This is a genomic window from Clostridiales bacterium (assembly GCA_025757645.1).
Lineage (GTDB): Bacteria > Bacillota > Clostridia > Oscillospirales > Oscillospiraceae > CAG-103.
This window is the reverse complement of record CP107216.1, coordinates 1,623,058-1,644,009: the sequence shown is the minus strand read 5'-3', so window position 1 is coordinate 1,644,009 and position 20,952 is coordinate 1,623,058. Positions and strand designations below refer to the sequence as shown.

Annotated in this window: 22 protein-coding genes; 17 read left to right on the top strand and 5 right to left on the bottom strand. The window is 59.5% G+C overall.

What is annotated here, in order from left to right; all coding sequences use genetic code 11:
* The 12 genes from xseA to OGM61_07795 all read left to right on the top strand — a co-directional run bounded on the left by xseA (position 1) and on the right by OGM61_07795 (position 12,304).
* Positions 1-1,230: an exodeoxyribonuclease VII large subunit gene (gene xseA / locus OGM61_07850; GenBank protein ID UYI83768.1), complete on the top strand. Its 1,230-nt coding sequence runs from the start codon at positions 1-3 to the stop codon at positions 1,228-1,230.
* A complete protein-coding gene (gene xseB / locus OGM61_07845) occupies positions 1,205-1,438 on the top strand; it encodes an exodeoxyribonuclease VII small subunit (protein ID UYI83767.1) in 234 nt (77 codons plus the stop codon). Before xseA ends, xseB begins: the two co-directional genes overlap by 26 nt.
* Before the next feature lie 3 nt (positions 1,439-1,441).
* Complete coding sequence (locus tag OGM61_07840; GenBank protein ID UYI83766.1) at positions 1,442-2,320, top strand: polyprenyl synthetase family protein; 879 nt, start codon at positions 1,442-1,444, stop codon at positions 2,318-2,320.
* 116 nt (positions 2,321-2,436) lie between these two features.
* Complete coding sequence (gene dxs / locus OGM61_07835; GenBank protein ID UYI83765.1) at positions 2,437-4,296, top strand: 1-deoxy-D-xylulose-5-phosphate synthase; 1,860 nt, start codon at positions 2,437-2,439, stop codon at positions 4,294-4,296.
* The gene (locus tag OGM61_07830) at positions 4,293-5,111 is read left to right on the top strand and encodes a TlyA family RNA methyltransferase (protein ID UYI83764.1); all 819 of its coding nucleotides are present in this window, start codon (positions 4,293-4,295) and stop codon (positions 5,109-5,111) included. The genes dxs and OGM61_07830 overlap by 4 nt, the downstream gene beginning before the upstream one ends.
* Positions 5,108-5,965 carry an NAD(+)/NADH kinase gene (locus OGM61_07825; protein ID UYI83763.1) on the top strand — a complete coding sequence of 286 codons (858 nt, stop codon included), beginning with the start codon at positions 5,108-5,110 and terminating at the stop codon, positions 5,963-5,965. Before OGM61_07830 ends, OGM61_07825 begins: the two co-directional genes overlap by 4 nt.
* Positions 5,966-5,976: 11 nt before the next feature.
* Positions 5,977-6,426: an arginine repressor gene (locus OGM61_07820; GenBank protein UYI83762.1), complete on the top strand. Its 450-nt coding sequence runs from the start codon at positions 5,977-5,979 to the stop codon at positions 6,424-6,426.
* A 24-nt stretch (positions 6,427-6,450) separates the two neighbouring features.
* The gene (recN, locus tag OGM61_07815; protein UYI83761.1) at positions 6,451-8,151 is read left to right on the top strand and encodes a DNA repair protein RecN; all 1,701 of its coding nucleotides are present in this window, start codon (positions 6,451-6,453) and stop codon (positions 8,149-8,151) included.
* Positions 8,148-8,531 (top strand): C-GCAxxG-C-C family protein, encoded by a 384-nt coding sequence (locus OGM61_07810; protein UYI83760.1) that lies wholly within the window; start codon positions 8,148-8,150, stop codon positions 8,529-8,531. The genes recN and OGM61_07810 overlap by 4 nt, the downstream gene beginning before the upstream one ends.
* Before the next feature lie 19 nt (positions 8,532-8,550).
* On the top strand, positions 8,551-9,756 hold the full coding sequence (gene tyrS / locus OGM61_07805) for a tyrosine--tRNA ligase (protein ID UYI83759.1): 1,206 nt from the start codon (positions 8,551-8,553) through the stop codon (positions 9,754-9,756).
* A 212-nt stretch (positions 9,757-9,968) separates the two neighbouring features.
* Positions 9,969-10,232, top strand: a complete 264-nt coding sequence (locus tag OGM61_07800; protein ID UYI83758.1) for a DUF6110 family protein — start codon at positions 9,969-9,971, stop codon at positions 10,230-10,232.
* Between the two features lie 2 nt (positions 10,233-10,234).
* The gene (locus tag OGM61_07795; GenBank protein ID UYI83757.1) at positions 10,235-12,304 is read left to right on the top strand and encodes a heavy metal translocating P-type ATPase; all 2,070 of its coding nucleotides are present in this window, start codon (positions 10,235-10,237) and stop codon (positions 12,302-12,304) included.
* A 66-nt stretch (positions 12,305-12,370) separates the two neighbouring features.
* Here the strand turns inward: OGM61_07795 and OGM61_07790 are convergent, their stop codons facing one another.
* Positions 12,371-12,853 (bottom strand): YbaK/EbsC family protein, encoded by a 483-nt coding sequence (locus tag OGM61_07790; protein UYI83756.1) that lies wholly within the window; start codon positions 12,851-12,853, stop codon positions 12,371-12,373.
* 183 nt (positions 12,854-13,036) lie between these two features.
* Between OGM61_07790 and rpe the strand changes: the two genes are divergently transcribed.
* The 4 genes from rpe (at position 13,037) to OGM61_07770 (ending at position 16,452) form a co-directional block, all read left to right on the top strand.
* Entirely contained in the window at positions 13,037-13,690 is a 654-nt protein-coding gene (rpe, locus tag OGM61_07785; protein UYI83755.1) for a ribulose-phosphate 3-epimerase, read from the top strand.
* A 17-nt stretch (positions 13,691-13,707) separates the two neighbouring features.
* The gene (recR, locus tag OGM61_07780) at positions 13,708-14,307 is read left to right on the top strand and encodes a recombination mediator RecR (protein ID UYI83754.1); all 600 of its coding nucleotides are present in this window, start codon (positions 13,708-13,710) and stop codon (positions 14,305-14,307) included.
* A 138-nt stretch (positions 14,308-14,445) separates the two neighbouring features.
* Positions 14,446-16,104, top strand: coding sequence for a ribonuclease J (locus OGM61_07775; GenBank protein UYI83753.1), 1,659 nt, complete (start codon positions 14,446-14,448; stop codon positions 16,102-16,104).
* A gap of 15 nt (positions 16,105-16,119) precedes the next feature.
* Positions 16,120-16,452, top strand: coding sequence for an ArsC family transcriptional regulator (locus OGM61_07770; GenBank protein ID UYI83752.1), 333 nt, complete (start codon positions 16,120-16,122; stop codon positions 16,450-16,452).
* Between the two features lie 54 nt (positions 16,453-16,506).
* Here OGM61_07770 and OGM61_07765 read toward each other — a convergent pair whose 3' ends face one another.
* Positions 16,507-17,727, bottom strand: a complete 1,221-nt coding sequence (locus OGM61_07765; GenBank protein ID UYI83751.1) for a PatB family C-S lyase — start codon at positions 17,725-17,727, stop codon at positions 16,507-16,509.
* A gap of 155 nt (positions 17,728-17,882) precedes the next feature.
* Positions 17,883-18,929 carry a DUF3048 domain-containing protein gene (locus OGM61_07760; protein ID UYI83750.1) on the bottom strand — a complete coding sequence of 349 codons (1,047 nt, stop codon included), beginning with the start codon at positions 18,927-18,929 and terminating at the stop codon, positions 17,883-17,885.
* A 132-nt stretch (positions 18,930-19,061) separates the two neighbouring features.
* Here OGM61_07760 and OGM61_07755 point away from each other — a divergent pair, with 132 nt between their 5' ends.
* Positions 19,062-19,604 carry a TIGR01440 family protein gene (locus OGM61_07755; protein UYI83749.1) on the top strand — a complete coding sequence of 181 codons (543 nt, stop codon included), beginning with the start codon at positions 19,062-19,064 and terminating at the stop codon, positions 19,602-19,604.
* Between the two features lie 82 nt (positions 19,605-19,686).
* Here the strand turns inward: OGM61_07755 and secG are convergent, their stop codons facing one another.
* Both secG and OGM61_07745 read right to left on the bottom strand, forming a co-directional pair.
* On the bottom strand, positions 19,687-19,938 hold the full coding sequence (secG, locus tag OGM61_07750) for a preprotein translocase subunit SecG (GenBank protein UYI83748.1): 252 nt from the start codon (positions 19,936-19,938) through the stop codon (positions 19,687-19,689).
* Between the two features lie 114 nt (positions 19,939-20,052).
* Complete coding sequence (locus OGM61_07745; GenBank protein ID UYI83747.1) at positions 20,053-20,952, bottom strand: restriction endonuclease; 900 nt, start codon at positions 20,950-20,952, stop codon at positions 20,053-20,055.

The following is a 20,952-nucleotide window of genomic DNA, read 5'->3' as shown; positions in this document are numbered from 1 at the left end:
ATGGCGCGTACATCCTTTACCGTAACGGAGCTCAACGCCCACATCAAGCAGCTGCTGGATGCGGATGCGCTACTCGGTAATGTCTGTGTGACGGGGGAACTGTCCAACTACAAGGTCTACCCGTCCGGGCACCATTATTTCACGCTCAAGGATGCCGAGAGCAGCCTGCGGTGCGTGATGTTTCGCAGCAGCGCGCAGTCGCTGCGCTTTCGCCCGGCGAGCGGAATGAGCGTTGCGGCCATCGGCCGCATCGCGGTCTATCCGCGCGACGGGGCATATCAGCTCTACTGTACGCGGCTCATTCCGGGCGGTGTGGGCGACTTGTATGCCGCCTACGAGCAGCTCAAGGAGCAGCTGCAGAAGGAGGGCCTGTTTGACCGCGCGCACAAAAAGCCACTGCCGCTGTTTCCGCAGCGGATCGCTGTCATCACGTCGGCGGCGGGTGCGGCCGTGCGCGATATCATCCGCGTGCTCGGTAAGCGCTGGCCGGCCAGCGAGGTCGTGCTGCTGCCCGTGCGCGTGCAGGGGACGGAGGCACCGGCGGAGATCGCCGGAGCGATCCGGTATGCCAACCGCTATCGGGTCGGCGACCTCATCATCACCGGCCGCGGCGGCGGTTCGATCGAGGATCTGTGGGCGTTCAATGACGAGCGTGTCGCGCGGGCGATCTACGATTCGGATATCCCGGTCATTTCCGCCGTCGGGCACGAGCCGGATGTGACGATCTCGGACTTTGTGGCCGATTTGCGCGCCGCGACACCGTCGAATGCGGCGGAGCTGGCCGTGCCGAACGCGGAGGACATCCGCGAGACGCTGCGCGGGTATGATATCCGCATGGTGCAGGCGATGCGCAAGCAGATGGCACAGCGCCGGTCCGCACTGGACAATCTGGCCGGCCGCCGTGTGCTGCAGTCTCCGGCGGCTTATTTCGATCTCCGGCGCGTGGAGCTGGACTATACCCGCAGCCGCCTGACGGCGGCGGGGGAGCGCTGGCTCGCCGCGCGCAGACATGGTTTTGCGCAGTATGCGGCGGCGCTGGACGCGATGAGCCCGTTGAAGGTGCTTGCCCGCGGCTACGCTGTGGCGACGGATGCCGACGGCACGGTGCTCCGCTCGGCGGCAAAGGTGCAGCCGGGCGATCCGGTTCGTGTACAGCTTCAGGACGGTGCATTGCACTGCACCGTAAACAACAGGGAGGATGCCCATGGCAAAACAGAAACTGACCTTTGAAGCGTCCATGCAGCGGCTGGATGAGATCGTCAAGCAGCTGGAAAAGGGCGATGTGCCGCTCGATGCGTCGCTGGCGCTGTTTGAGGAAGGATCGCGCCTGCTTGCGGCCTGCAATGAAATGCTGGACACGGCGGAACAGAAGGTCGTGCAGCTCAAAAAAGGGAGCGACGGCGCGCCTGTCGAGCTCCCGTTTGAAACTGAGGAATAACGTATGGATTATCAGACACAGTATCAGGAATACAAAGCGCTCGCCGATGCGGCGCTCAATACCTATTTTGCGGACACGACCGTGTCCTATCATCGTCTGCTGGAGGCGATGCACTATAGCCTGACCGCCGGCGGCAAACGCCTGCGTCCGGTGCTGGTGCTCGCGTTCTGCGCAGCCTGCGGTGGGGATGTGCGCGCGGCGCTGCCAGTTGCGTGTGCGGTCGAGATGGTGCATACTTATTCGCTCATCCACGACGATCTGCCGTGCATGGATAACGATGATCTGCGCCGCGGCAAGCCGACGAACCACGTGGTCTATGGCGAGTGCACGGCGACGCTGGCGGGCGACGCCCTGCAGGCGGAGGCATTCCACACGATCCTTTCGACGGAGCTGCCGGCGGATGTGCGCGCCGAGTGCGCGCGCCTGCTCGCCGAGGCTGCCGGTGAAAACGGCATCTGCGGCGGTCAGCAGCTAGATATGGAAGGTGAGGGCAAGGTCCTCACAAAAGAGGAACTGATGGATATCAACGACCGCAAAACGTCGGCGATGATCCACGCCGCATGCCTCATGGGCGTGACCTGCGGCGGCGGAAACGCGCAGCAGCGCGCGGCCGCGGCGCAGTATGCCAAGGCGCTTGGTCTGGCGTTTCAGATCCGCGATGACATGCTCGATGTCATCAGTACGGAGGCGGAACTCGGCAAGCCCATCGGCTCGGATGCGCGCGAGGGGAAGAACACCTTCATGGCGCTCTATGGTCTGGAGCGCTGCGGCGCCTATGTGCACGAGCTGTCCGAGCAAGCGGCAGCAGCTGTGGACAGTGTGTTTGCGGACAGCGCATTTTTGCAGCAGCTCGCCCGCTCGCTGGCAGATCGGAAAAACTGAATCCATAAAAACACCGGACTTCCGGTGAAATTGCGAAAAGTGTCGGCTTACTCTTGTAAAGTCCGGCACTTTTTGTTATAGTATACTTTGTATTATTATACGTGAGGTATTCTGTTTTGAGTATATTAGAGCGAATCCATTCACCGGCCGACCTGAAGGCGCTGCCGGCGGAAGAAATTCCGGCACTGTGTGCGGAACTTCGTTCTTTTCTGGTCGAGAATCTTGCGAAAACCGGCGGGCATCTGGCGTCGAATCTCGGCGCAGTGGAGCTCACGGTTGCGATTGACCGGGTATATAGCACCGAAAAGGACCGACTCGTGTTCGACGTCGGTCATCAGAGCTATGTGCACAAGATCCTGACCGGACGGCGCGAAGCGTTTTCCACGCTGCGGCAGTTCGGCGGCATTGCCGGGTTTCCGAAGCCGGATGAGAGCGTGCACGATGCGTTTGTGGCCGGCCACGCCTCCACGTCGATCTCCGTCGCGCTGGGCATGGCCCGGGCGCGTACACTCACGGGGGCGGACTATGACGTCATCGCCCTCATCGGTGACGGCGCATTGACCGGCGGCCTGGCATACGAGGGCCTGTCGGATGCCGGGCAGAGCGGCGAGCCGATGGTCATCGTGCTCAATGATAACGGCATGTCCATCAACAAAAACGTCGGCGGCATGGCAACGCTGCTGTCCAAGCAGCGCGTGAAGCCGAGCTATCTGCACTTCAAGCAGTTTTACCGCAATACCGTCGGCAAGGCGCGCGGACTGTATAAGGTGCTGCACCATGTGAAGGAACATGTGAAGGATCTTGTCCTGCCGAACAACATGTTCGACGATATGGGCTTTTACTACATCGGTCCGGTGGACGGGCACGATGAGCAGCAGCTGGAAAAGATGCTGCGCTGGGCGCGTGACCTGCGCCAGCCGGTGCTGCTGCATGTGGTGACGCAAAAGGGTAAGGGCATCTCCTACACGGAGCAGGCGCCGGAGAAATACCACGGCGTCAGCTCGTTCGATCCCGTGACCGGGGCGCTGCCTGCGCCGAAGCCGGACTTTTCGCACGTGTTCGGCGAGACGCTCTCGCAGCTGGCGGATGAAGATCCGACGGTCGTCGCCATCACGGCGGCCATGCAGACCGGCACGGGCCTGACGACCTTTGCCGAGCGGCATCCGGATCGCCTCTACGATGTCGGCATCGCGGAAGGGCACGCGATCACGATGGCCAGCGGCATGGCCAAGCAGGGGCTCAAGCCCGTCGCGGCGATCTACTCGAGTTTTTTGCAGCGCGCGTATGATATGCTCATCCACGACACATCCCTGCAGCGGCTGCATCTGGTGCTCGGCGTCGACCGTGCCGGCATCGTCGGCAATGACGGCGATACGCACAACGGCTGCTTTGACATCAGTTATCTGAGCTCCGTGCCGTATATGCGCATCCTCTGCCCGGCAAGCTTCGCCGAGCTGCGCGCGATGCTGCGCAAAGCGGTGCTGGAGCTGAGCGGCCCAGTCGCCTTGCGCTATCCGCGCGGCGGCGAGGGCGCATATCAGGACTGCCATCCGGAACCGGTCACGGTTTTGCGTGAGGGCAATGATCTGACGATCCTGACCTACGGCATAGTCATCAACGATGTGCTGCAGGCGGCGGATCTGCTTGCGCAGCAGGGCATTTCGGCAGAAGTCGTCAAGCTGGCGCAGGTCGCGCCGCTGGAGTTGGCGCCGGTGCTTGCGTCCCTGCACAAGACGGGGCGTCTGCTGGCGGTCGAGGATGTGTGCGCTGCCAACTGTATCGGCGAGCAGGTGCTCTCTGCTGCCGGGCAGGCCGGTATGGCGCTGAAGGCCGCGCGGCTGCTCAATCTTGGCAATGGCATCATCCCGCACGGAGCGCCGAATGTGCTCAAATCGGCATACGGTCTGGATGCCCGGGCGATCGCTGCCGCTGCGCAGGCGATGCGCTCCGGCGAGAAAGAGGGGAACGGCGTATGAAGAAGGTACGACTCGACCAGCTCGTCTTTGATCAGGGCCTGAGCGAGAGCCGCGAGCGCGCGAAGGCGATCATTATGAGCGGCGTTGTCTATGTCAACGGCCAGCGCGCGGACAAGCCCGGCGCGCAGGTCGCGCCCGATGCGAAGATCGAGGTGCGCGGCAACACGCTGCCCTATGTCAGCCGCGGCGGTTTTAAATTGGAAAAAGCGCTCAAAGTGTTTCCGATCGATCCCACCGGCCTGACGTGTATCGACTGCGGTGCCTCGACCGGCGGATTTACGGATGTGCTGCTGCAAAACGGTGCGGCAAAGGTCTACGCCGTCGATGTCGGCTACGGCCAGCTGGCGTGGAGCCTGCGCAACGATCCGCGCGTGATCTCCATGGAGCGCACGAACGTGCGCTATATCACAGCCGAGCAGATCCCGGAACCGCTGGATCTCGCGGTCATGGATCTGTCATTCATCTCCGTGAAGCTCATTCTGCCGGCGGTCTGTCCACTGCTGAAGGACGATGCTGCGGTCGTCTGTCTCATCAAGCCGCAGTTTGAAGCCGGGCGTGAAGAGGTCGGCAAAAAAGGCGTTGTCCGTGACCCGAAGGTGCATCTGGAGGTGCTCGAGAGCTTTCTGGACTTTGTGCCCGGCACGGGCTTTACCGTCATGGGGCTGGACTATTCGCCCATCAAAGGGCCGGAGGGCAACATTGAGTACCTTGGCTACCTGCGCAAGGGAACACATCCCGCGCCGGAGCTCGATCCGGCGGCCATTGTGGAGCAGTCGCACAGTGCGCTGGCCCACGGAAAAGAGAGCGGCATATGAAACACATCGTCATTGCGGCCAATCCATACCGGGACAGCGGCCTGCAAAAAGCGCTGACGGTTTACCGTATGCTCACGGAGCACGGCCATCGGGTGGTCATGTCACCGGTATTTGCGCCGAAGGCCTACCTGCCGGGAGATGTCCTGGTGCGGCCGCTGGAGGCCGCCGCGCACGATGCTGCGCTCATCATCGTCATGGGCGGCGATGGGACGATCCTGCATGTTGCAGTCACACTGCGTGACCATCCGATCCCAATCATCGGTGTGAATTTCGGCGGCAAGGGATTTCTGGCCGGCCTAGAGGACGACGAGCTGGATATGCTGCTCGAGATCGCGGATGGGCAGTATACGGTCAGCCGACGCATGATGCTCGATGTGGAGCTCGTGCGCAATGAGCGGATCATCTGCACGCAGTCGGTGCTCAACGACGTGGTCATCCACGGCGGTCATGTGGACTGCATCGGCGTGACCGCTTATGGCGACGGCGTGCCCATCACGCGCTTCAACGGCGACGGCATCATTGTCGCCACGCCGACTGGTTCCACGGCCTATTCCATGTCGGCCGGCGGCCCGCTCGTCGAGCCGGAAAACGAGAATATCATCATGACGCCCATCTGCGCGCACAGTCTGGCCGGAAAGTCCTTTGTGCTTGCGCCCGGGCGGCAGATCACGATCGTGCCGGAGCGCATTCATGACCGGCCGGCCATCCTCGTGGCGGACGGCGGCGACAGCATCGCGCTCATCCGCGGCGATCAGATCCGCATCCGCAGATCGGACAATTACACGCTGCTGGCCGATACCGGCATCCGCAGCTTTTATGAGACGGCTTTTGGCAAGCTGACAGACAGACTGTGAGGAGGGACGACGTGAAATCCACCCGACAAAACATCATTTTGCAGATCATTGCAGAGCAGGAGATCGAGACGCAAAACCAGCTCATGGATGTGCTGGCGCAGCGCGGCGTTCCGAGCACGCAGGCGACGCTGTCGCGCGACATTAAGGAGCTGCACCTGACGAAGACGCTCGCGCCGAGCGGGAAATACCGTTACGCCGCACCGGCGGCGGACGAATTTCCCGGCTACGATGAGCGCCTGAAGAAAATTTTCCGGGAATGTGTGACGTCGTATGCCGAGGCGCAGAACATCATCGTCATCAAGACGCTGCCGGGCCTCGCCTCGGCTGCATGCTCCGCGCTCGACAGTATGCGCATCGACACGCTCGTCGGCACGCTTGCGGGCGACGACACGGCATTTCTGCTCATGAAGGACAATACGTCCGCCGATGAGTTTTTCCACGAGATCGAAAAGCTGCTTTGAGGACACCGCAGGAGGTGAAGCGCTTTGCTGCGAGAACTGCATATTGAAAACGTCGCGGTCATCGAGCGGGCGGATCTGGAGCTCGGCCCCGGCCTGAACATCCTGACCGGCGAGACGGGCGCGGGCAAATCCATCCTTGTGGACGCCATGCACGCGATCCTCGGCGCGCGCGCCTCGCGCGAGCTCGTGCGCACCGGCGCCGAAAAGGCGGTCGTCTGCGCGACGTTCGATCCTGACCCGTGCCGGGACTGGTGCGAGGAAAACGAGATCGAGTGCGACGATGAGCTCATCATCCGCCGCCAGATCACGGCCGAGGGCAAGACGTCCTGCCGCGTCTGCGGCGTCCCGGTCACAACGGCGCAGCTGCGCACACTGGGCGCGCTGCTGCTCGATATCCACGGCCAGAACGACGGGCAGCACCTGCTCGATGAGCGGGAGCACCTGCGCAATCTGGACCGATTTGGCCAGTTAGACCCGGAGCTCGCGCGCTATCGCGAGCAGTACCAGGCCTATCAGGCGCTGTGCAAGGAGCGTGACACGCTCTCGACTTATGAAAATGAAAAAGAACTGCTGACCGAAAGCCTCCGCCGCCAGATCGAAGAGCTGGAGCGCGCGGAGCTCAAGGCCGGGGAAGAGGCGGAGCTCACGGAGCGCAGCGACCTGCTGCGCAACTTTGAAAAGCTCTCGGAAGCGGTCGATCAGGCGTATGACCTGCTGGCCGGCCGCGACGATTCCGCCGCTGCGCTGGCCGGAGAAGCCCTGTCGGAGATCGAGCGGGCCGCCAACTACGCGGGCGAGCTCGCGCCTTTGCCGGAGGCCGTCAAGGGCGCGGTCTTCACGCTGCAGGACGCGGCGGAGACGCTGCGCGACTTCCGCGACGGGCTGGATTTTTCCGACGAGGAATTTGACCGCATCGAAACGCGCCTGTCGCTGCTCCGGCGTCTGGAGCGGAAATACAATACGGATGAGGCGGGGCTGATCGACACGCTTGAAGCGGCCCGGACCCGGCTCGACCAGATCGAATACGCAGGCGACCGGCTGCAGAAGCTCGAATCGATGATCCAAAAGCAGGCGGAGCAGACGCGCGCAGCGGCGGCGGAACTGACGCAGGCGCGCCGGACTGCCGCCGCCGCGCTCGAGCGGCAGGTCGAGCGTGAACTGCGCGAGCTGTCCATGCCGTCCGTGCGCTTTCACGTGGAGATCACACCGCTCGGCGGTACGCCCGGATTTCAGAGTACAGGCGCGGACAATGTGCGTTTTTTGATCTCGGCAAATGCCGGAGAGGCGCTTGGGCGCATCAGTAAGATCGCTTCCGGCGGTGAGCTCTCGCGCATCATGCTGGCGCTCAAAAACGTGTTCGCTGAACGCGATGACGTGCCCTCCATGGTCTTTGACGAGGTGGATGCCGGTGTTTCCGGCGTGGCCGCTCAGCGTGTCGGTGAAAAGCTCGGTAAGCTCTCTATGGTCAAGCAGGTCATCTGCATCACGCATCTGCCGCAGATCGCGGCTATGGCCGATCAGCATTACCTGATCGAAAAACGCGAGCAGGACGGACGTACCCGCACGACGGTGCAGCTGCTCGACAGTGACGGCCGCCAGCGCGAGATCGCGCGGCTCTACGGAGGCGATCACATCACACCGCTGACACTGGCCAGCGCGGCAGAGCAGCTCGCTTCCGCCGATGCCTATAAACAATCGCTTAAGAAAGGTGAGAGAGAACCATGAGTATTCAGGAATCCGCCATTGCTTATCACGACAACGGCTTTAACTGCGCGCAGAGCGTGCTCGCAGCGCTGCAGGAAGAGACCGGCCTGGACGAAAGCACGGCAAAGCGTGTCGCGGCCGGCTTCGGCGGCGGTGTGCGCTGCGGTGAGATCTGCGGCAGTATCACCGGCGCCGTGATGGCGTTCGGCCTTGCGGCCGATCAGGCGACTGCCACGGCCATGACCAAGCAGATGACGCAGAGCTTCCGCGCCGAGTTTGGCTGCCTGCGCTGCCAGGAGCTCGTGGCGAAAAACGGTGGCAAGGGCCACTGCGCCCATATGATTGCTTGGGGCGCACAGCGCGCCGAGGAGATCCTCGCAGAGAACAAAGTGAAAGAATAACGCGCAAGGAGAGAAAACGATGACACTGTATGATGAACTGATCGCCCGCGGCCTGATCGCGCAGGTGACCAACGAGGAAGAGATTAAAAACATGATCAACAACGGCAAAGCCACGTTCTACATTGGCTTTGACTGCACGGCGGACTCGCTGCATGTCGGTCACTTCATGGCGCTGTGCCTGATGAAGCGTCTGCAGATGGCCGGGAATAAGCCCATCGCCCTCATCGGCGACGGTACGACGCTCATCGGCGACCCCTCCGGCCGCACCGATATGCGCCAGATGCTTACTGAGGAGACCATCAAACACAATGCCGAGTGCTTCAAGCGTCAGATGGAGCGCTTCATCGACTTCTCGGACGGCAAGGCGCTCATGCTCTACAATTCCGAGTGGCTCAAGCCGCTCAACTACATTGAGCTCCTGCGCGAGGTCGGAGCATGCTTCTCTGTGAACAACATGCTGCGTGCTGAGTGCTACAAGCAGCGCATGGAAAAGGGCCTGAGCTTCCTGGAGTTCAACTACATGATCATGCAGAGCTACGACTTCTACTATATGTTCCAGCACTACGGCTGCAACATGCAGTTCGGCGGCAACGACCAGTGGTCGAACATGCTCGGCGGCACGGAGCTCATCCGTCGTAAGCTCGGCAAAGATGCACACGCTATGACGATTACGCTCCTGCTCAATTCCGAGGGCAAAAAGATGGGCAAGACCGCCAAGGGCGCCGTCTGGCTCGACCCGAATAAGACCACGCCCTTTGAGTTCTACCAGTACTGGCGCAACGTTGACGATGCCGATGTGCTCAAGTGCATCCGTATGCTGACATTCCTGCCGCTCGAGGAGATCGACAAGATGGACAGCTGGCAGGGTGAGCAGCTCAACAAAGCCAAGGAGATCCTTGCCTACGAGCTCACGAAGATGGTACACGGCGAGGCGGAGGCCGATCAGGCGCAGGCAGCTGCCAAGGCAGTGTTCGGCGGCTCCGGCGAGGGCGTGCCGACGGTGGAGATCACGAAAGAAGACGGCAATGACATCCTCAGCCTGCTCGTCAAGAGCGGTCTGTGTGCATCTAAGTCCGATGCGCGCCGCAATGTGCAGCAGGGCGGCGTGACTGCTAACGACAGCAAGGTCACCGATATTGCCAAGACCTTTACCGAGGCAGAGCTGAGGGACGGCGTTGTGCTCAAACGCGGCAAGAAGAATTTCCGTAAGATGCTGCTGAAGTAACCAAATATCCGACAGATTGATCGTGCCCCGCCGTTTCTGGCGGGGCACTTTTGTTAACGTTGCCGAAATGTGTAAATTTTTATCCGAACACTTGAAAAAAGCAGGTTAGAGTGGTATAACTTGAAATTGAAAGTTAGCTGCATCTAACAGAAATTCGAGCAAGCTAACCAGACCGCAATTCTGCGGATCAAATTACATGGAGGTAAATCGTTATGAGCATGGAAAAATTGGGAGCATTTGTTGGCGGCGCGCTGTTTGCAACAGTCGGGGCAAAGATTCTTGCAAGTAAAGATGCCCAGAAGGTATACGTTTATACGACGGCAGCGGCCCTGCGCGAAAAGGATGATGTCATGGCGGTTGTAACGAACGTCAAGGAGATCGCGGGTGACGTTCTGGCCGGTGCCAAGGCGTTCAATGAAAAGCGCGCGGCCGAACAGGCCGAGGTCATTGAGGATACGGCGGAGAAGGCTGAGTAAGTATGAAATGCACAATCCTGCATGAAACCCGGGGCCGTATGCGCGTGCATACAATGCAGGGTGCCATGTCGCTGCAGCAGGCGGACATTCTGGAGGCATACCTGAATCGGGTCTCCGGCGTCACAAAAGCGACAGTCTATGACCGCACCGGCGACGCCGTGATCTGCTACGACGGGCCGCGGGAAACGGTTACAAAGGCGCTCTCGTCCTTTGCCTATGCCAAGGAGCAGGCGCTCGCGCCGGAGCACAGCAGCCGCGCCCTGAATCGTGATTTTGAGGACAAGCTTGTCGCATCGCTGTGCTGGCGCGGCATCAAGCAGCTGTTCGTTCCGAGCTCGGTGCGCACGCTGATCACGGTCGCGCGTTCCGTGCCGTATATCAAGGCCGGTATGACGTGCCTGATGCACAGGAAGATCCAGGTGCCGGTGCTGGACGCAACGGCGATCACCGTTTCGATGCTGCGCAAGGACTTCAAGACGGCAAGCTCGATCATGTTCCTGCTGGGCATTGGCGACATTCTCGACGAGTGGACGCACAAGAAGTCCGTTGCCGATCTCGCACAGACCATGTCCCTGAATGTGGACAAGGTCTGGAAAGAGACAGACGCCGGCTCCGTACTTGTGCCGGTGGCAGACGTTCAGGTCGGCGACCGGATCGTGATCCATACCGGCAACGTGATCCCGCTTGACGGCAAGGTCGTTTCCGGCGAGGCGATGGTCAATCAGGCTTCCATCACGGGCGAGCCGCTGGCCGTCCGCAAAGCGGAGGGCGGCTATGTCTACGCCGGTACCGTCGTCGAAGAGGGCGACTGCACCATCTGCGTGGAAAAGAGCGCCGGCAGCGGCCGCTACGACCGTATCATCCGCATGATCGAGGAGTCGGAAAAGCTCAAGTCCGCAACGGAGGATCACGCATCGCACCTTGCCGATCAGCTCGTTCCGTACAGTCTGGGTGCAACGGCGCTGGTCTGGCTCCTGACCGGGAACATGACCAAGGCGCTGGCCGTGCTGATGGTCGATTTCTCCTGCGCGCTCAAGCTCTCGATGCCGATCGCGGTGCTCTCTGCCATGAAGGAGGCCAGTGACTATCACCTGTCCGTCAAGGGCGGGCGGTTCCTTGAGGCCGTGTCCGATGCGAGCACGATCGTCTTCGATAAGACCGGCACGCTCACGCGCGCCGAGCCGAAAGTTGCACAGATCGTGACCTTCGGCGGCAATGATGAGGCGGACATGCTGCGTCTGGCTGCCTGCCTGGAGGAGCATTATCCGCACTCCATGGCCAAAGCGGTCGTCGCGGAGGCGGCGCGCCGCGGTCTGCGCCACGAGGAGCGTCATTCGTGCGTGGAGTATCTGGTCGCGCACGGCATTTCCAGCAGCGTCGACGGACAGAAGGTCGTCATCGGCAGCCACCACTTTGTCTTTGAGGATGAGCACTGCGTCATCCCGGCAGGGGAGCAGGCCAAATTCGATGCTCTTCCGGATACGTATTCGCACCTGTATCTTGCTGTTTCAGGTGTGCTGGCAGCGGTTATCTGCATCGAAGACCCGCTGCGGCCGGAAGCGGCCGATGTCATCCGTGGCCTGCGGGAGCTCGGCGTGACCAAGCTGGTCATGATGACCGGCGACAATGAAAAGACCGCCCGCGCGGTCGCGGAAGCGGTCGGTGTGGATGCCTATTTCGCCGAAGTCCTTCCCGAGGACAAGGCCGCCTTTATTCAGGCGGAGCACGCGGCCGGACGCAAGGTCATTATGCTTGGCGACGGGGTGAACGATTCCCCGGCGCTCTCCGAGGCCGATGCCGGCGTCGCCATCAGTGACGGCGCGGCCATCGCACGCGAAGTGGCCGATATTACAGTCGGCGCCGATGATCTGTACGCCCTGCTGACGCTCAAACGCCTGAGTGACGCACTCATGGAGCGCATTCACAGCAACTACCGCAAGATCATCAGCTTCAACTTCCTGCTGATCTGCCTGGGTGTGGCCGGTGTTCTGCCGCCTGCGACCTCTGCGCTGCTGCACAACGCCTCCACGCTGGTCATCAGCCTCAAGAGCATGACCAAGCTGTTGGCGTGATCTTCTGCGAATCGCAAATAAAAAAGCCTGGCGAACGATGGTTCGTCAGGCTTTTTTGCGCTTGGCTCACGCCTCGGCCGGGGCCGGGAGCTTGCAGACGTCGATCCACTCAAGGGCGTTGGAATATTTGTAGAGCTCGTCCAGATTCAGCTCGATCGCGCTCGACGGGCTGCCGACGGCGGGGAACACCGTCTCAAACCGCTGCAGCGACACGTCCAGATACACCGGGATGCCTTCCTTGCAGCCGAACGGGCACACGCCGCCGACCGGATGGCCCACCAGCTCCAGCACCTCGTCGGCCGAGAGCATCTTGGCCTTCATGTGGAATTTTTCCTTGAATTTATGGTTATCAATGCGCGCATCGCCGGCGGCGAGGATCAACATGCAGCCGTCCGCCGTTTTGAACGACAGCGTTTTTGCGATCCGCGCACCCTCAACACCAAGAGCCTTTGCCGCCAGATCAACGGTCGCACTCGAGACCGTGAACTCCTGCACACGGTCCTCCATACCAAACTGCCGGAAATACGCTCTTCCTGCTTCGATAGACATGTGCTTCACTCCTATTCTTTGAAGTATCTGAAGCACATGATAGCGCAGGCGGCGGCGTTCGTCAAGCCGCGATTTTTTGCCGACGGTACTTGCAGGATAACCGTAACAGGTGTATAATAACTTAGTTATAGAAATGCGGATCGTGTCCGGCTTGCCGGATATCCATAGATCGGAGTGGCATCCATGACAAAACTTGCACCTTCCATTCTCTCGGCGGACTTCTGCACGCTTGGCGAGGACATTCGCCAGATTGAGGCCGGCGGTGCGGACTATGTCCACATTGACGTGATGGACGGCATTTTTGTGCCGAATATCTCGATCGGCATTCCGGTCGTGAAGTCCGTGCGTAGGTATACGCAGATGTTTCTGGATGTGCATCTCATGATCGACCGGCCGCATCGCTATGTCGGCGCGTTTTGCGATGCCGGTGCGGACCTGGTCGTGTTCCATGTCGAGGCGGACGAGCCGCAGGACATTTTCGCCGCGATCGAGGATGTGAAGGCGCACGGCAAAAAGGTCGGCCTTGCCATTAAGCCGAAGACGCCGGAGAGCGTGCTCATTCCGTATCTGCCGCTGCTGGATCTGGCGCTGGTCATGACGGTGGAGCCCGGCTTCGGCGGACAGCGCTTCATGGCCGATCAGCTGCCGAAGATCGCAGCGCTGCACGAGCGCATCCTGCAGGTCAATCCTGCGTGCGAGCTGGAGGTGGACGGCGGCATCGACCCGGAGACATCCCCGCTCGTAAAGCAAGCAGGCGCCAACGTGCTTGTGGCCGGCAGTGCCGTGTTTCGCCGGTGTGACCGCGCGGCCGCCATCGCCGCCATCCGCAATGCTTGATTCAGGACGGTATTCCCATGTCATTTTTTCCGAATGCACTTGAAAACCTCATCGACCAGTTCGCCGCGCTGCCCGGTGTCGGGCGCAAGAGCGCGCAGCGGCTGGCGTTTCATGTTCTGTCCCTCCCGGAAGAGGAGGCGCTGAAGTTTGCCGCGGCCATTGTGGACGCCAAGAAAAACATCCACTGCTGCAGCATCTGCCAGAATCTCACCGATCAGGAGACGTGCACCATCTGCGCCTCTCCGAAGCGCGACCAGAGCACCATCTGCGTCGTGGCACAGCCGCGCGATGTGCTCTCGTTTGAGCGTAGCCGCGAGTATAACGGCGTCTATCACGTCCTGCACGGCGTGCTGTCGCCGATGAATCACATTGGCCCGGACGATATCCGGATCCAGGAGCTGGTCAAGCGTGTGGCTGCCGGCGGGATCACGGAGGTCATCATGGCCACCAACCCCGACACGGAAGGTGAGGCGACTGCGATGTACATCGCGCGCCTGCTCAAGCCGTTTGACGTGAAGATCACACGTCTGGCTTACGGCATTCCGGTCGGCTCCAATCTGGAATATGCGGACGATGCCACGCTCCTGCGGGCGCTGGCCGGCCGAATGGAAATGTAACAGGTTTGACGGCTCGGATTTCTGGGAATACTCTGGTTATCCGCCGCCGCGGGCAATGCATTTCGTACATATTTTTCGAAAAATCAACCAGCTTCCGGGGGAGCAGTCTGCCCGAAAGCGAACGTAAAGGAGATACGAATGGCATCCAAATTGAAAATCATCCCGCTCGGCGGGCTCGGTGAGATCGGCAAGAACCTCACCGTTTACGAGTATGGCAAGGATATGTTCCTTGTCGACTGCGGCATGGGCTTTCCGGATCAGGACCTCTACGGCGTTGACATGGTCATCCCGGACATCAGCTACCTGAAGGCCAACAAAAACCGCATCCGCGGCATGGTCATCACGCACGGACACGAGGACCACATTGGCGCGATCCCGTATGTGCTCAAGCAGCTTGACATGCCGATCTATGCAACGCCTCTGACGGCGGCGATCATTGAGCTCAAGCTCGAAGAGCATGACCTGCTTTACCATACGCAGATCTTCACGAAAAAGCCGGGCGATAAGTTTAAGCTCGGCTGCTTCGAGGTGGAGTTCATCCATACGAACCACAGCATTGCCGATTCCGTTGCGCTGGCGATCAAAACGCCGATCGGCACCGTCATCCACACGGGTGACTTCAAGATCGACCTCACGCCCATTCAGGGCGGCATGATCGACCTGCCGCGTCTCGGCCAGCTCGGCAACGAGGGCGTGCTCGCGCTGCTGTCGGACTCCACGAACGTGGAGCGTCCCGGCTACTGCGCCTCGGAAGCGCGCGTGATCGACTGCTTTGATGAGCTCTTTAAGGACTGTAACAAGCGCATCATCGTCACGACGTTTGCGTCCAATGTCCATCGCCTGCAGCAGATTATCAACGTGGCGGCAAAGTATAAGCGCAAGGTCGGCATCACCGGCCGCAGCATGGAAAACATCATGCGCGTTGCGACGGAGCTCGGCTATGTGGACATTCCGGACGGCGTCATGATGGACATGTCGCAGATCGGCAGCCTGCCGCGCAGCAAGACCGTTATCGTCTGCACCGGCAGCCAGGGTGAGCCGATGTCTGCGCTGCACCGTATGGCGTTTTCCGAGCACAAACAGGTCACGATCGACGCCGGCGACCGCATCATCATCTCTGCCTCGGCCATTCCGGGCAACGAGATCACGATCAGCCGCGTCATTGACGAGCTGTTTCAGAAGGGCGCGGAGGTCATCTATGACCGCAACACGCCGCTGCACGTCTCCGGTCATGCCTGCCAGGAGGAGCTGAAGATGATGCTCGCGCTGACGAAGCCGCGTTACTTTATCCCCGTGCACGGCGAGTATCGGATGCTGTGCAAGCATGCCGAGATCGGCAAACTCATGGGCGTGGAGCCGAAGAACGTGCTCGTGGCTAAAAACGGCGAAGTGATCGAGATCACCAAGCGCAGTATGCGCGCGACGAGCAATGTCCCAGCGGGCGATGTGTATATCGACGGCACCGGCATCGGTGACGTCGGCAGCGCCGTGCTGCGCGACCGCCGTCATCTGGCCGAGGACGGCATCGTGATGGCCATCATCACGCTCTCGTCCGAAAACGGCAAGCCGGTCGCTGATCCTGAGATCATTACCCGCGGCTTTGTGTATGTCAAAGAGGCGGAGGCACTCATGGGCGAGCTCAAGCGTGTCGTGAATGAAAGCCTTGCCAGCTGCGAGCGGCAGAAACAGCACGACTGGGCGACCATCAAGGGCCGCGTGAAGTCGAACATCAGCGGCTATCTGTATAAGACCACGCGCCGCAGCCCCATGGTGCTGCCCGTGATCATTGAAGTCTGAGCAGGGGAGTGCGCCATGAAGATCCAGATCTGGGGCAAATCCAAATGCTTTGACACGAAAAAGGCCGAGCGCTATTTTAAGGAGCGCCGCATCCCGTACCAGGCCATTGACCTGCTGCGCTATGGGATGAGCCGCGGCGAACTGACGAGCGTGAAAAATGCTGTCGGGCTGGATACCATGCTCAATCCCAAGGCGGCGGACTACGCGCTTGTGCAGCACCTGGCCTATGAGCAGGACAAGATCGAGCGGCTGCTCGAAGATCCGTCCCTGTTGCAGACGCCCATCGTCCGCAACGGCCGGCAGGCCACCGTCGGCTATTGCCCGGATGTGTGGAAGACGTGGGAATAAAAACGGGAAAAAGCCCGATATGGCGCTGGCCATATCGGGCTTTTTGCTTTGTTTTTAATGCTTTGCCTGCTCTTCGCGGATCGCATCGCGCATCCGCTCCAGACCGGTCTGAATGATCGCGCGCGGCATCGCAAGATTCAGGCGCACATAGCCTTTTGCGTTGCCGACGAAGAGAGAATCCCCGCCCTCGAGCAGAACGCCCGCCTTGTTGGCGAAGAAGTCCGGTAGGTCCGCCACGTCCGGCAGGCAGCGCGACAGATCGACCCACGCCAGATACGTCGCCTCCGGAATGTACATGACCGCCTCCGGCAGCTCCTGGGACAGAAACGCCTTGACGAATGCGAAGTTTTCGTCCAAATACTGCTTTAGTGCTTCATGCCACGCTCCACCGCGCGAATAGGCCGCCTGCGCCGCCGTCAGCGACATGGGGTTGACCATGCCGAACAGCTTGTCGCGCTCCTGAAAACGGGCGCGCAGCGCCGGATCGCGGATGATGATATTGGAAAACGCAAGCCCCGCCATGTTAAAGGTCTTGGTAGGCGCCATGCAGGTGATGAGCTTGGGATAGCGATCCATGACCTTTGCCATCGGGATGTGGCGGCGGCCGCAGCGGATCAGGTCACAGTGGATCTCGTCGGACACCACCCAGAGGTTATACTTTTCGATGATCGCGGCGACCCTGTGCAGTTCTTCCTCTGTCCACATACGGCCGGTGGGATTGTGCGGATTGCACCAGAACACTAGCTTGCACGCGGGATCGGCGCACTTGCGCTCGAAGTCCTCATAATCCACCTCGAATGTGCCGTCAGCCTTCTTGTGCAGCGGGGAAGTCAGCACATCCACGCTGGCATACTCCGCCGCGTGGAGGAAATAACCGTAGGCCGGCGTGTTGAGCAGCACCTTTTCGTCCGGGCCGCAAAGCGTTTCCGTCAGCTGGTAGAGCGCCGGGATGATGCCCGGCGAGACGCACAGCTGCTCCTTGGGAAAGCTCCAGTCATAGTGATCGCGGCACCACTTGGAGAACGTGCGGTAATATTCGTCGTCATACAGGCCGGTATAGCCGAAGATGCGGCGGTCGATCCGCGCGCGTAGCGCATCTAGGATCTCCGGCGCAACGGCAAATTCCATGTCAGCGACCCACATGCGGACAAATTCTTCATCCTTGAAGGCAAATACCTTTTCCGGCCCGGCGTGAAAAATATAGCCGCGGAAGCCATCCGTGTTGAGCGCGTTGGTGTGGCGGCGGTCAATGATCTCATCAAAATTGTAGGTCATAGCGATCTTCCTTTCTGTGCACTTGCAGCTGCATCCGGCTGCACAGCCATTATAGCAGAGATTTGAGAGAACAGGCAACCTTGCTGCGGAAGAAAAAAGCACTATGTGCGCGATTTCCCACGCACATAGTGCTGCAAAATGGTTTGATTTTGCTCTCAGCTGAAGTTGGCGCTGCCGCCGTTGGTCGGGATCACGCCGACATAGGTCGTGCCGCGCGAGAGGTTCAGCGCCGTGCCGTCCTCGAGCGTGTAAGTAAAGCAGCTGTTGATATCGCTGCGTGCCCACTTGATCGGCACATACTTGCCGCCGGTCACAAAGTAGCCGGTGCCGCTGCCGATGAGGTCGACGGCCAGGCGGCCGTAGCTGTCCACCGTTTTCATATCGGCCGAGAGGATGAGCAGATTGGTAAACGGGACCGCTTCGCCGGTCGCGCCGTCCTTATAGTCGGCCTTGTACTGCACGGCCGTGTACTTGCCGCTGTCAGCGTGGTAGGTGAAGGACGTGCTCTTGGACGTGTTAAACGTCACCTGCACGTTCTCGGCCGCGCCGCCGGTGCACTGGTCGACAGCATTGTCGGCAAAGTTCAGGCCGGTCTTGTAGCTGCTCTCATGCTCGGTGCGGAACTTGTACCGATCCACGAGCGCTTCCACGTTCGCGCCGTGGAAGAACAGCGTGTGCTCCGAGCCGTGCTGGCCGCGGCTGGCGTCGCGGTAGAACATGGAGCTGGTGTTGCCGTCGCGCACGCCGTCCAGATGGTCGGCGTTATAGGTCTTGACGTCGCTGTAGGCCTGCTCGCTGCCGCCGGCGTGGATGACAATGGCGTCATACGACAGGGCGACGCTCAGATAATACGGGCGCAGGCTGCGGATGCTGCCGACGGACTCCACATCGTACAGGTGGCTGAAAATGGCCATCATGCGCGTGATGCCGCCCTCGGCCGGGATCTCGTAGATCATGTCTGCGTTGCTGATGCCGACCTGCGGCTGCGCGTAGACGATGTTGTTGATCATGACGGCAAACGGCCGGGTGTTTGCGGGTTTGCTGCTCAGCGGTTCACCGGTCAGCGGGGCATAGTAGTGCTCGTTTTTCGCGTCGGCACCGTTGACGGACGGCTCCTCGGATTTTTTACCGCAGCCGGAGCAGGCACAGGCGAGCAGCGCCACGGCGAGAAGACAAGCAAAAATGCGATTGAAACGTTTCAAAACGCAATTCCCTCCTGTTACAATAATTTGGTCAACGTTCATGATACACGCCTTGCAGAGGATTGTCAAATGCCCCGTACCGTGCTACAATGGAAATAAGAATTTTTAATAACTGTCTGGAGATGACCATTCATGTATGAAGAGATCCGCAAATCCGCCCGCGCTGCGCTGCTTGAACTGCTGGACGTTGCCGCGCTCACGCCCGGCCAGCAGGTCGTGATCGGCTGCTCCTCGAGCGAGATCATGGGGCAGAAGATCGGCAAGGGTTCGACGCCCGAGGCGGCAAAAGCCGTGGTCGATGAGATCCTGCCGATCCTGAAAGCGCGCGGCCTCTGCCTGGAGGCGCAGTGCTGCGAGCACCTCAACCGCGCCCTGATCATGGAGCGCGCCGACGCGGAGCGGTTCGGATACGAGATCGTCTGCGTCCGCCCGCGGCCGAAAGCCGGCGGCTCGTTCGCAACGGCGGTCTATGAGGCGATGGACGATCCCGTCGCGGTCGAATTTGTGAAGGCCGATGCCGGCCTCGATATCGGCAATACCATGATCGGCATGCACCTCAAGCATGTGGCTGTACCACTGCGCCTGTCGGTCAAGACGATCGGAGAAGCGCCGGTCAATGCCGCCCGCACGCGGCCGAAGCTCATCGGCGGCAGCCGCGCAGAGTATCCGGACTGATACCGGGCAATCCAACAAAAAAGTGAAAAAGCGCATCCCCCAGCAATGCCGGGGGATGCGCTTTTGTGTTCTGTGCCGGAAATTACGCGCCCTTGTGCATCAGGACGGTCAGCACCAGCGTCAGGACAACAAAGACGAGGCCGAACCACTTCGTCGCCTTGGCGAGCTTAGCATCGAGCGTCTTGGCTTTGCCCTTGGAAAGGAACGTTTCCGCGCCGCCAGCAATGGCGCCGGACAGGCCGGCGCTCTTGCCGGACTGCATCAGCACGATCACGGTCACGGCGAGACCGGAAACCAGCTGGATAATCGTCAGAATCAGTTCCAAAGTAGTCATGGTATTCATCCTTTCATGGTAGGGGAAATCATCTAATATAACGGAGTTACTATATCACAACATCTGGTGCATTGCAAGAGACTTTTTGCAAAAAATGCTGCTTTCTTGCATCTATTAAGTGTCCAGAAAGTAATCGCTGTCAATGCGTTTGATTTGATATGTTTTTTGCGCTGATACACCCAAATTATATTCAATCATGAGTTCGGTCAACTTTTCACCATCAACAAGAATGATATGTTGCGCGTTCGCAAAATCTCTTGCACCTTGAGAAAACTTGGCAGTCGTAATAAAAAGCCCTTTATCCACTTTTGGCGGTCCCATCATCGCACCGGCAAATTTCTGAATTTCCGGCTTTCCGATGGTCGTGTCCGTGGCCCAGCGTTTTGCCTGAATATAAATCAAGTTAAACCCAAGCTTATCTTCGTGAATAATGCCGTCAATCCCGCCGTCACCACTTGTTTTTGTAACAAATCCGTCGCCATATCCCATAGCTTTCATTAAATCTACAACAAGAGCTTCAAAGAATGTTGGCGTTTGATCCATAATAGCAGCAAGCAGTTCATCTGCCAGCTGCTCATTGATGATGGAATAGACTCGCTCAAATGTTTCCTGCGGTGTTTCGGAAGCATCCCGCTGCACTGTTGCATCGGAATCGGTATTTTCGCTCTTTTTTCCTTTTACAAACGCTTCAAAGGCGGGATAATGCTGCTGAAGATAGTGATTTGTAATATCAACATCACTTTCTAGCAAACGCTTCCCCTCATCGGTTATTTGACAATGGCCCTTTTTCGGCGCGATCACAAGTCCTGCTTTTTTCAAGTATGTATTTGCCCAACCGACCCTTGTCGACCAGACGGATTGCATACTGTTAGAAAGCAAAAGTGAGAGATCATCTTCTGAAAGGCAAAGATAGGATGCCAGCTTGGCCTTAATTTCTCTTGTAGAATAAACAGCACCATCTTGTATTACTGTTAGAAAAGGAAGATATAGCTCATTATACTTCGGTAAAGACAT

Coding starts and splice junctions, on each gene's coding strand:
- OGM61_07810 (UYI83760.1), top strand. CDS start 8,148: ATGAGTATTCAGGAATCCGCCATTGCTTATCACGACAACGGCTTTAAC.
- xseA (UYI83768.1), top strand. CDS start 1: ATGGCGCGTACATCCTTTACCGTAACGGAGCTCAACGCCCACATCAAG.
- OGM61_07790 (UYI83756.1), bottom strand. CDS start 12,853: ATGTCTATCGAAGCAGGAAGAGCGTATTTCCGGCAGTTTGGTATGGAG.
- OGM61_07830 (UYI83764.1), top strand. CDS start 4,293: ATGAAGAAGGTACGACTCGACCAGCTCGTCTTTGATCAGGGCCTGAGC.
- OGM61_07765 (UYI83751.1), bottom strand. CDS start 17,727: ATGACCTACAATTTTGATGAGATCATTGACCGCCGCCACACCAACGCG.
- secG (UYI83748.1), bottom strand. CDS start 19,938: ATGACTACTTTGGAACTGATTCTGACGATTATCCAGCTGGTTTCCGGT.
- OGM61_07800 (UYI83758.1), top strand. CDS start 9,969: ATGAGCATGGAAAAATTGGGAGCATTTGTTGGCGGCGCGCTGTTTGCA.
- OGM61_07795 (UYI83757.1), top strand. CDS start 10,235: ATGAAATGCACAATCCTGCATGAAACCCGGGGCCGTATGCGCGTGCAT.
- OGM61_07825 (UYI83763.1), top strand. CDS start 5,108: ATGAAACACATCGTCATTGCGGCCAATCCATACCGGGACAGCGGCCTG.
- rpe (UYI83755.1), top strand. CDS start 13,037: ATGACAAAACTTGCACCTTCCATTCTCTCGGCGGACTTCTGCACGCTT.
- OGM61_07775 (UYI83753.1), top strand. CDS start 14,446: ATGGCATCCAAATTGAAAATCATCCCGCTCGGCGGGCTCGGTGAGATC.
- tyrS (UYI83759.1), top strand. CDS start 8,551: ATGACACTGTATGATGAACTGATCGCCCGCGGCCTGATCGCGCAGGTG.
- recR (UYI83754.1), top strand. CDS start 13,708: ATGTCATTTTTTCCGAATGCACTTGAAAACCTCATCGACCAGTTCGCC.
- OGM61_07770 (UYI83752.1), top strand. CDS start 16,120: ATGAAGATCCAGATCTGGGGCAAATCCAAATGCTTTGACACGAAAAAG.
- OGM61_07745 (UYI83747.1), bottom strand. CDS start 20,952: ATGTCTTTACCGAAGTATAATGAGCTATATCTTCCTTTTCTAACAGTA.
- OGM61_07755 (UYI83749.1), top strand. CDS start 19,062: ATGTATGAAGAGATCCGCAAATCCGCCCGCGCTGCGCTGCTTGAACTG.
- OGM61_07840 (UYI83766.1), top strand. CDS start 1,442: ATGGATTATCAGACACAGTATCAGGAATACAAAGCGCTCGCCGATGCG.
- xseB (UYI83767.1), top strand. CDS start 1,205: ATGGCAAAACAGAAACTGACCTTTGAAGCGTCCATGCAGCGGCTGGAT.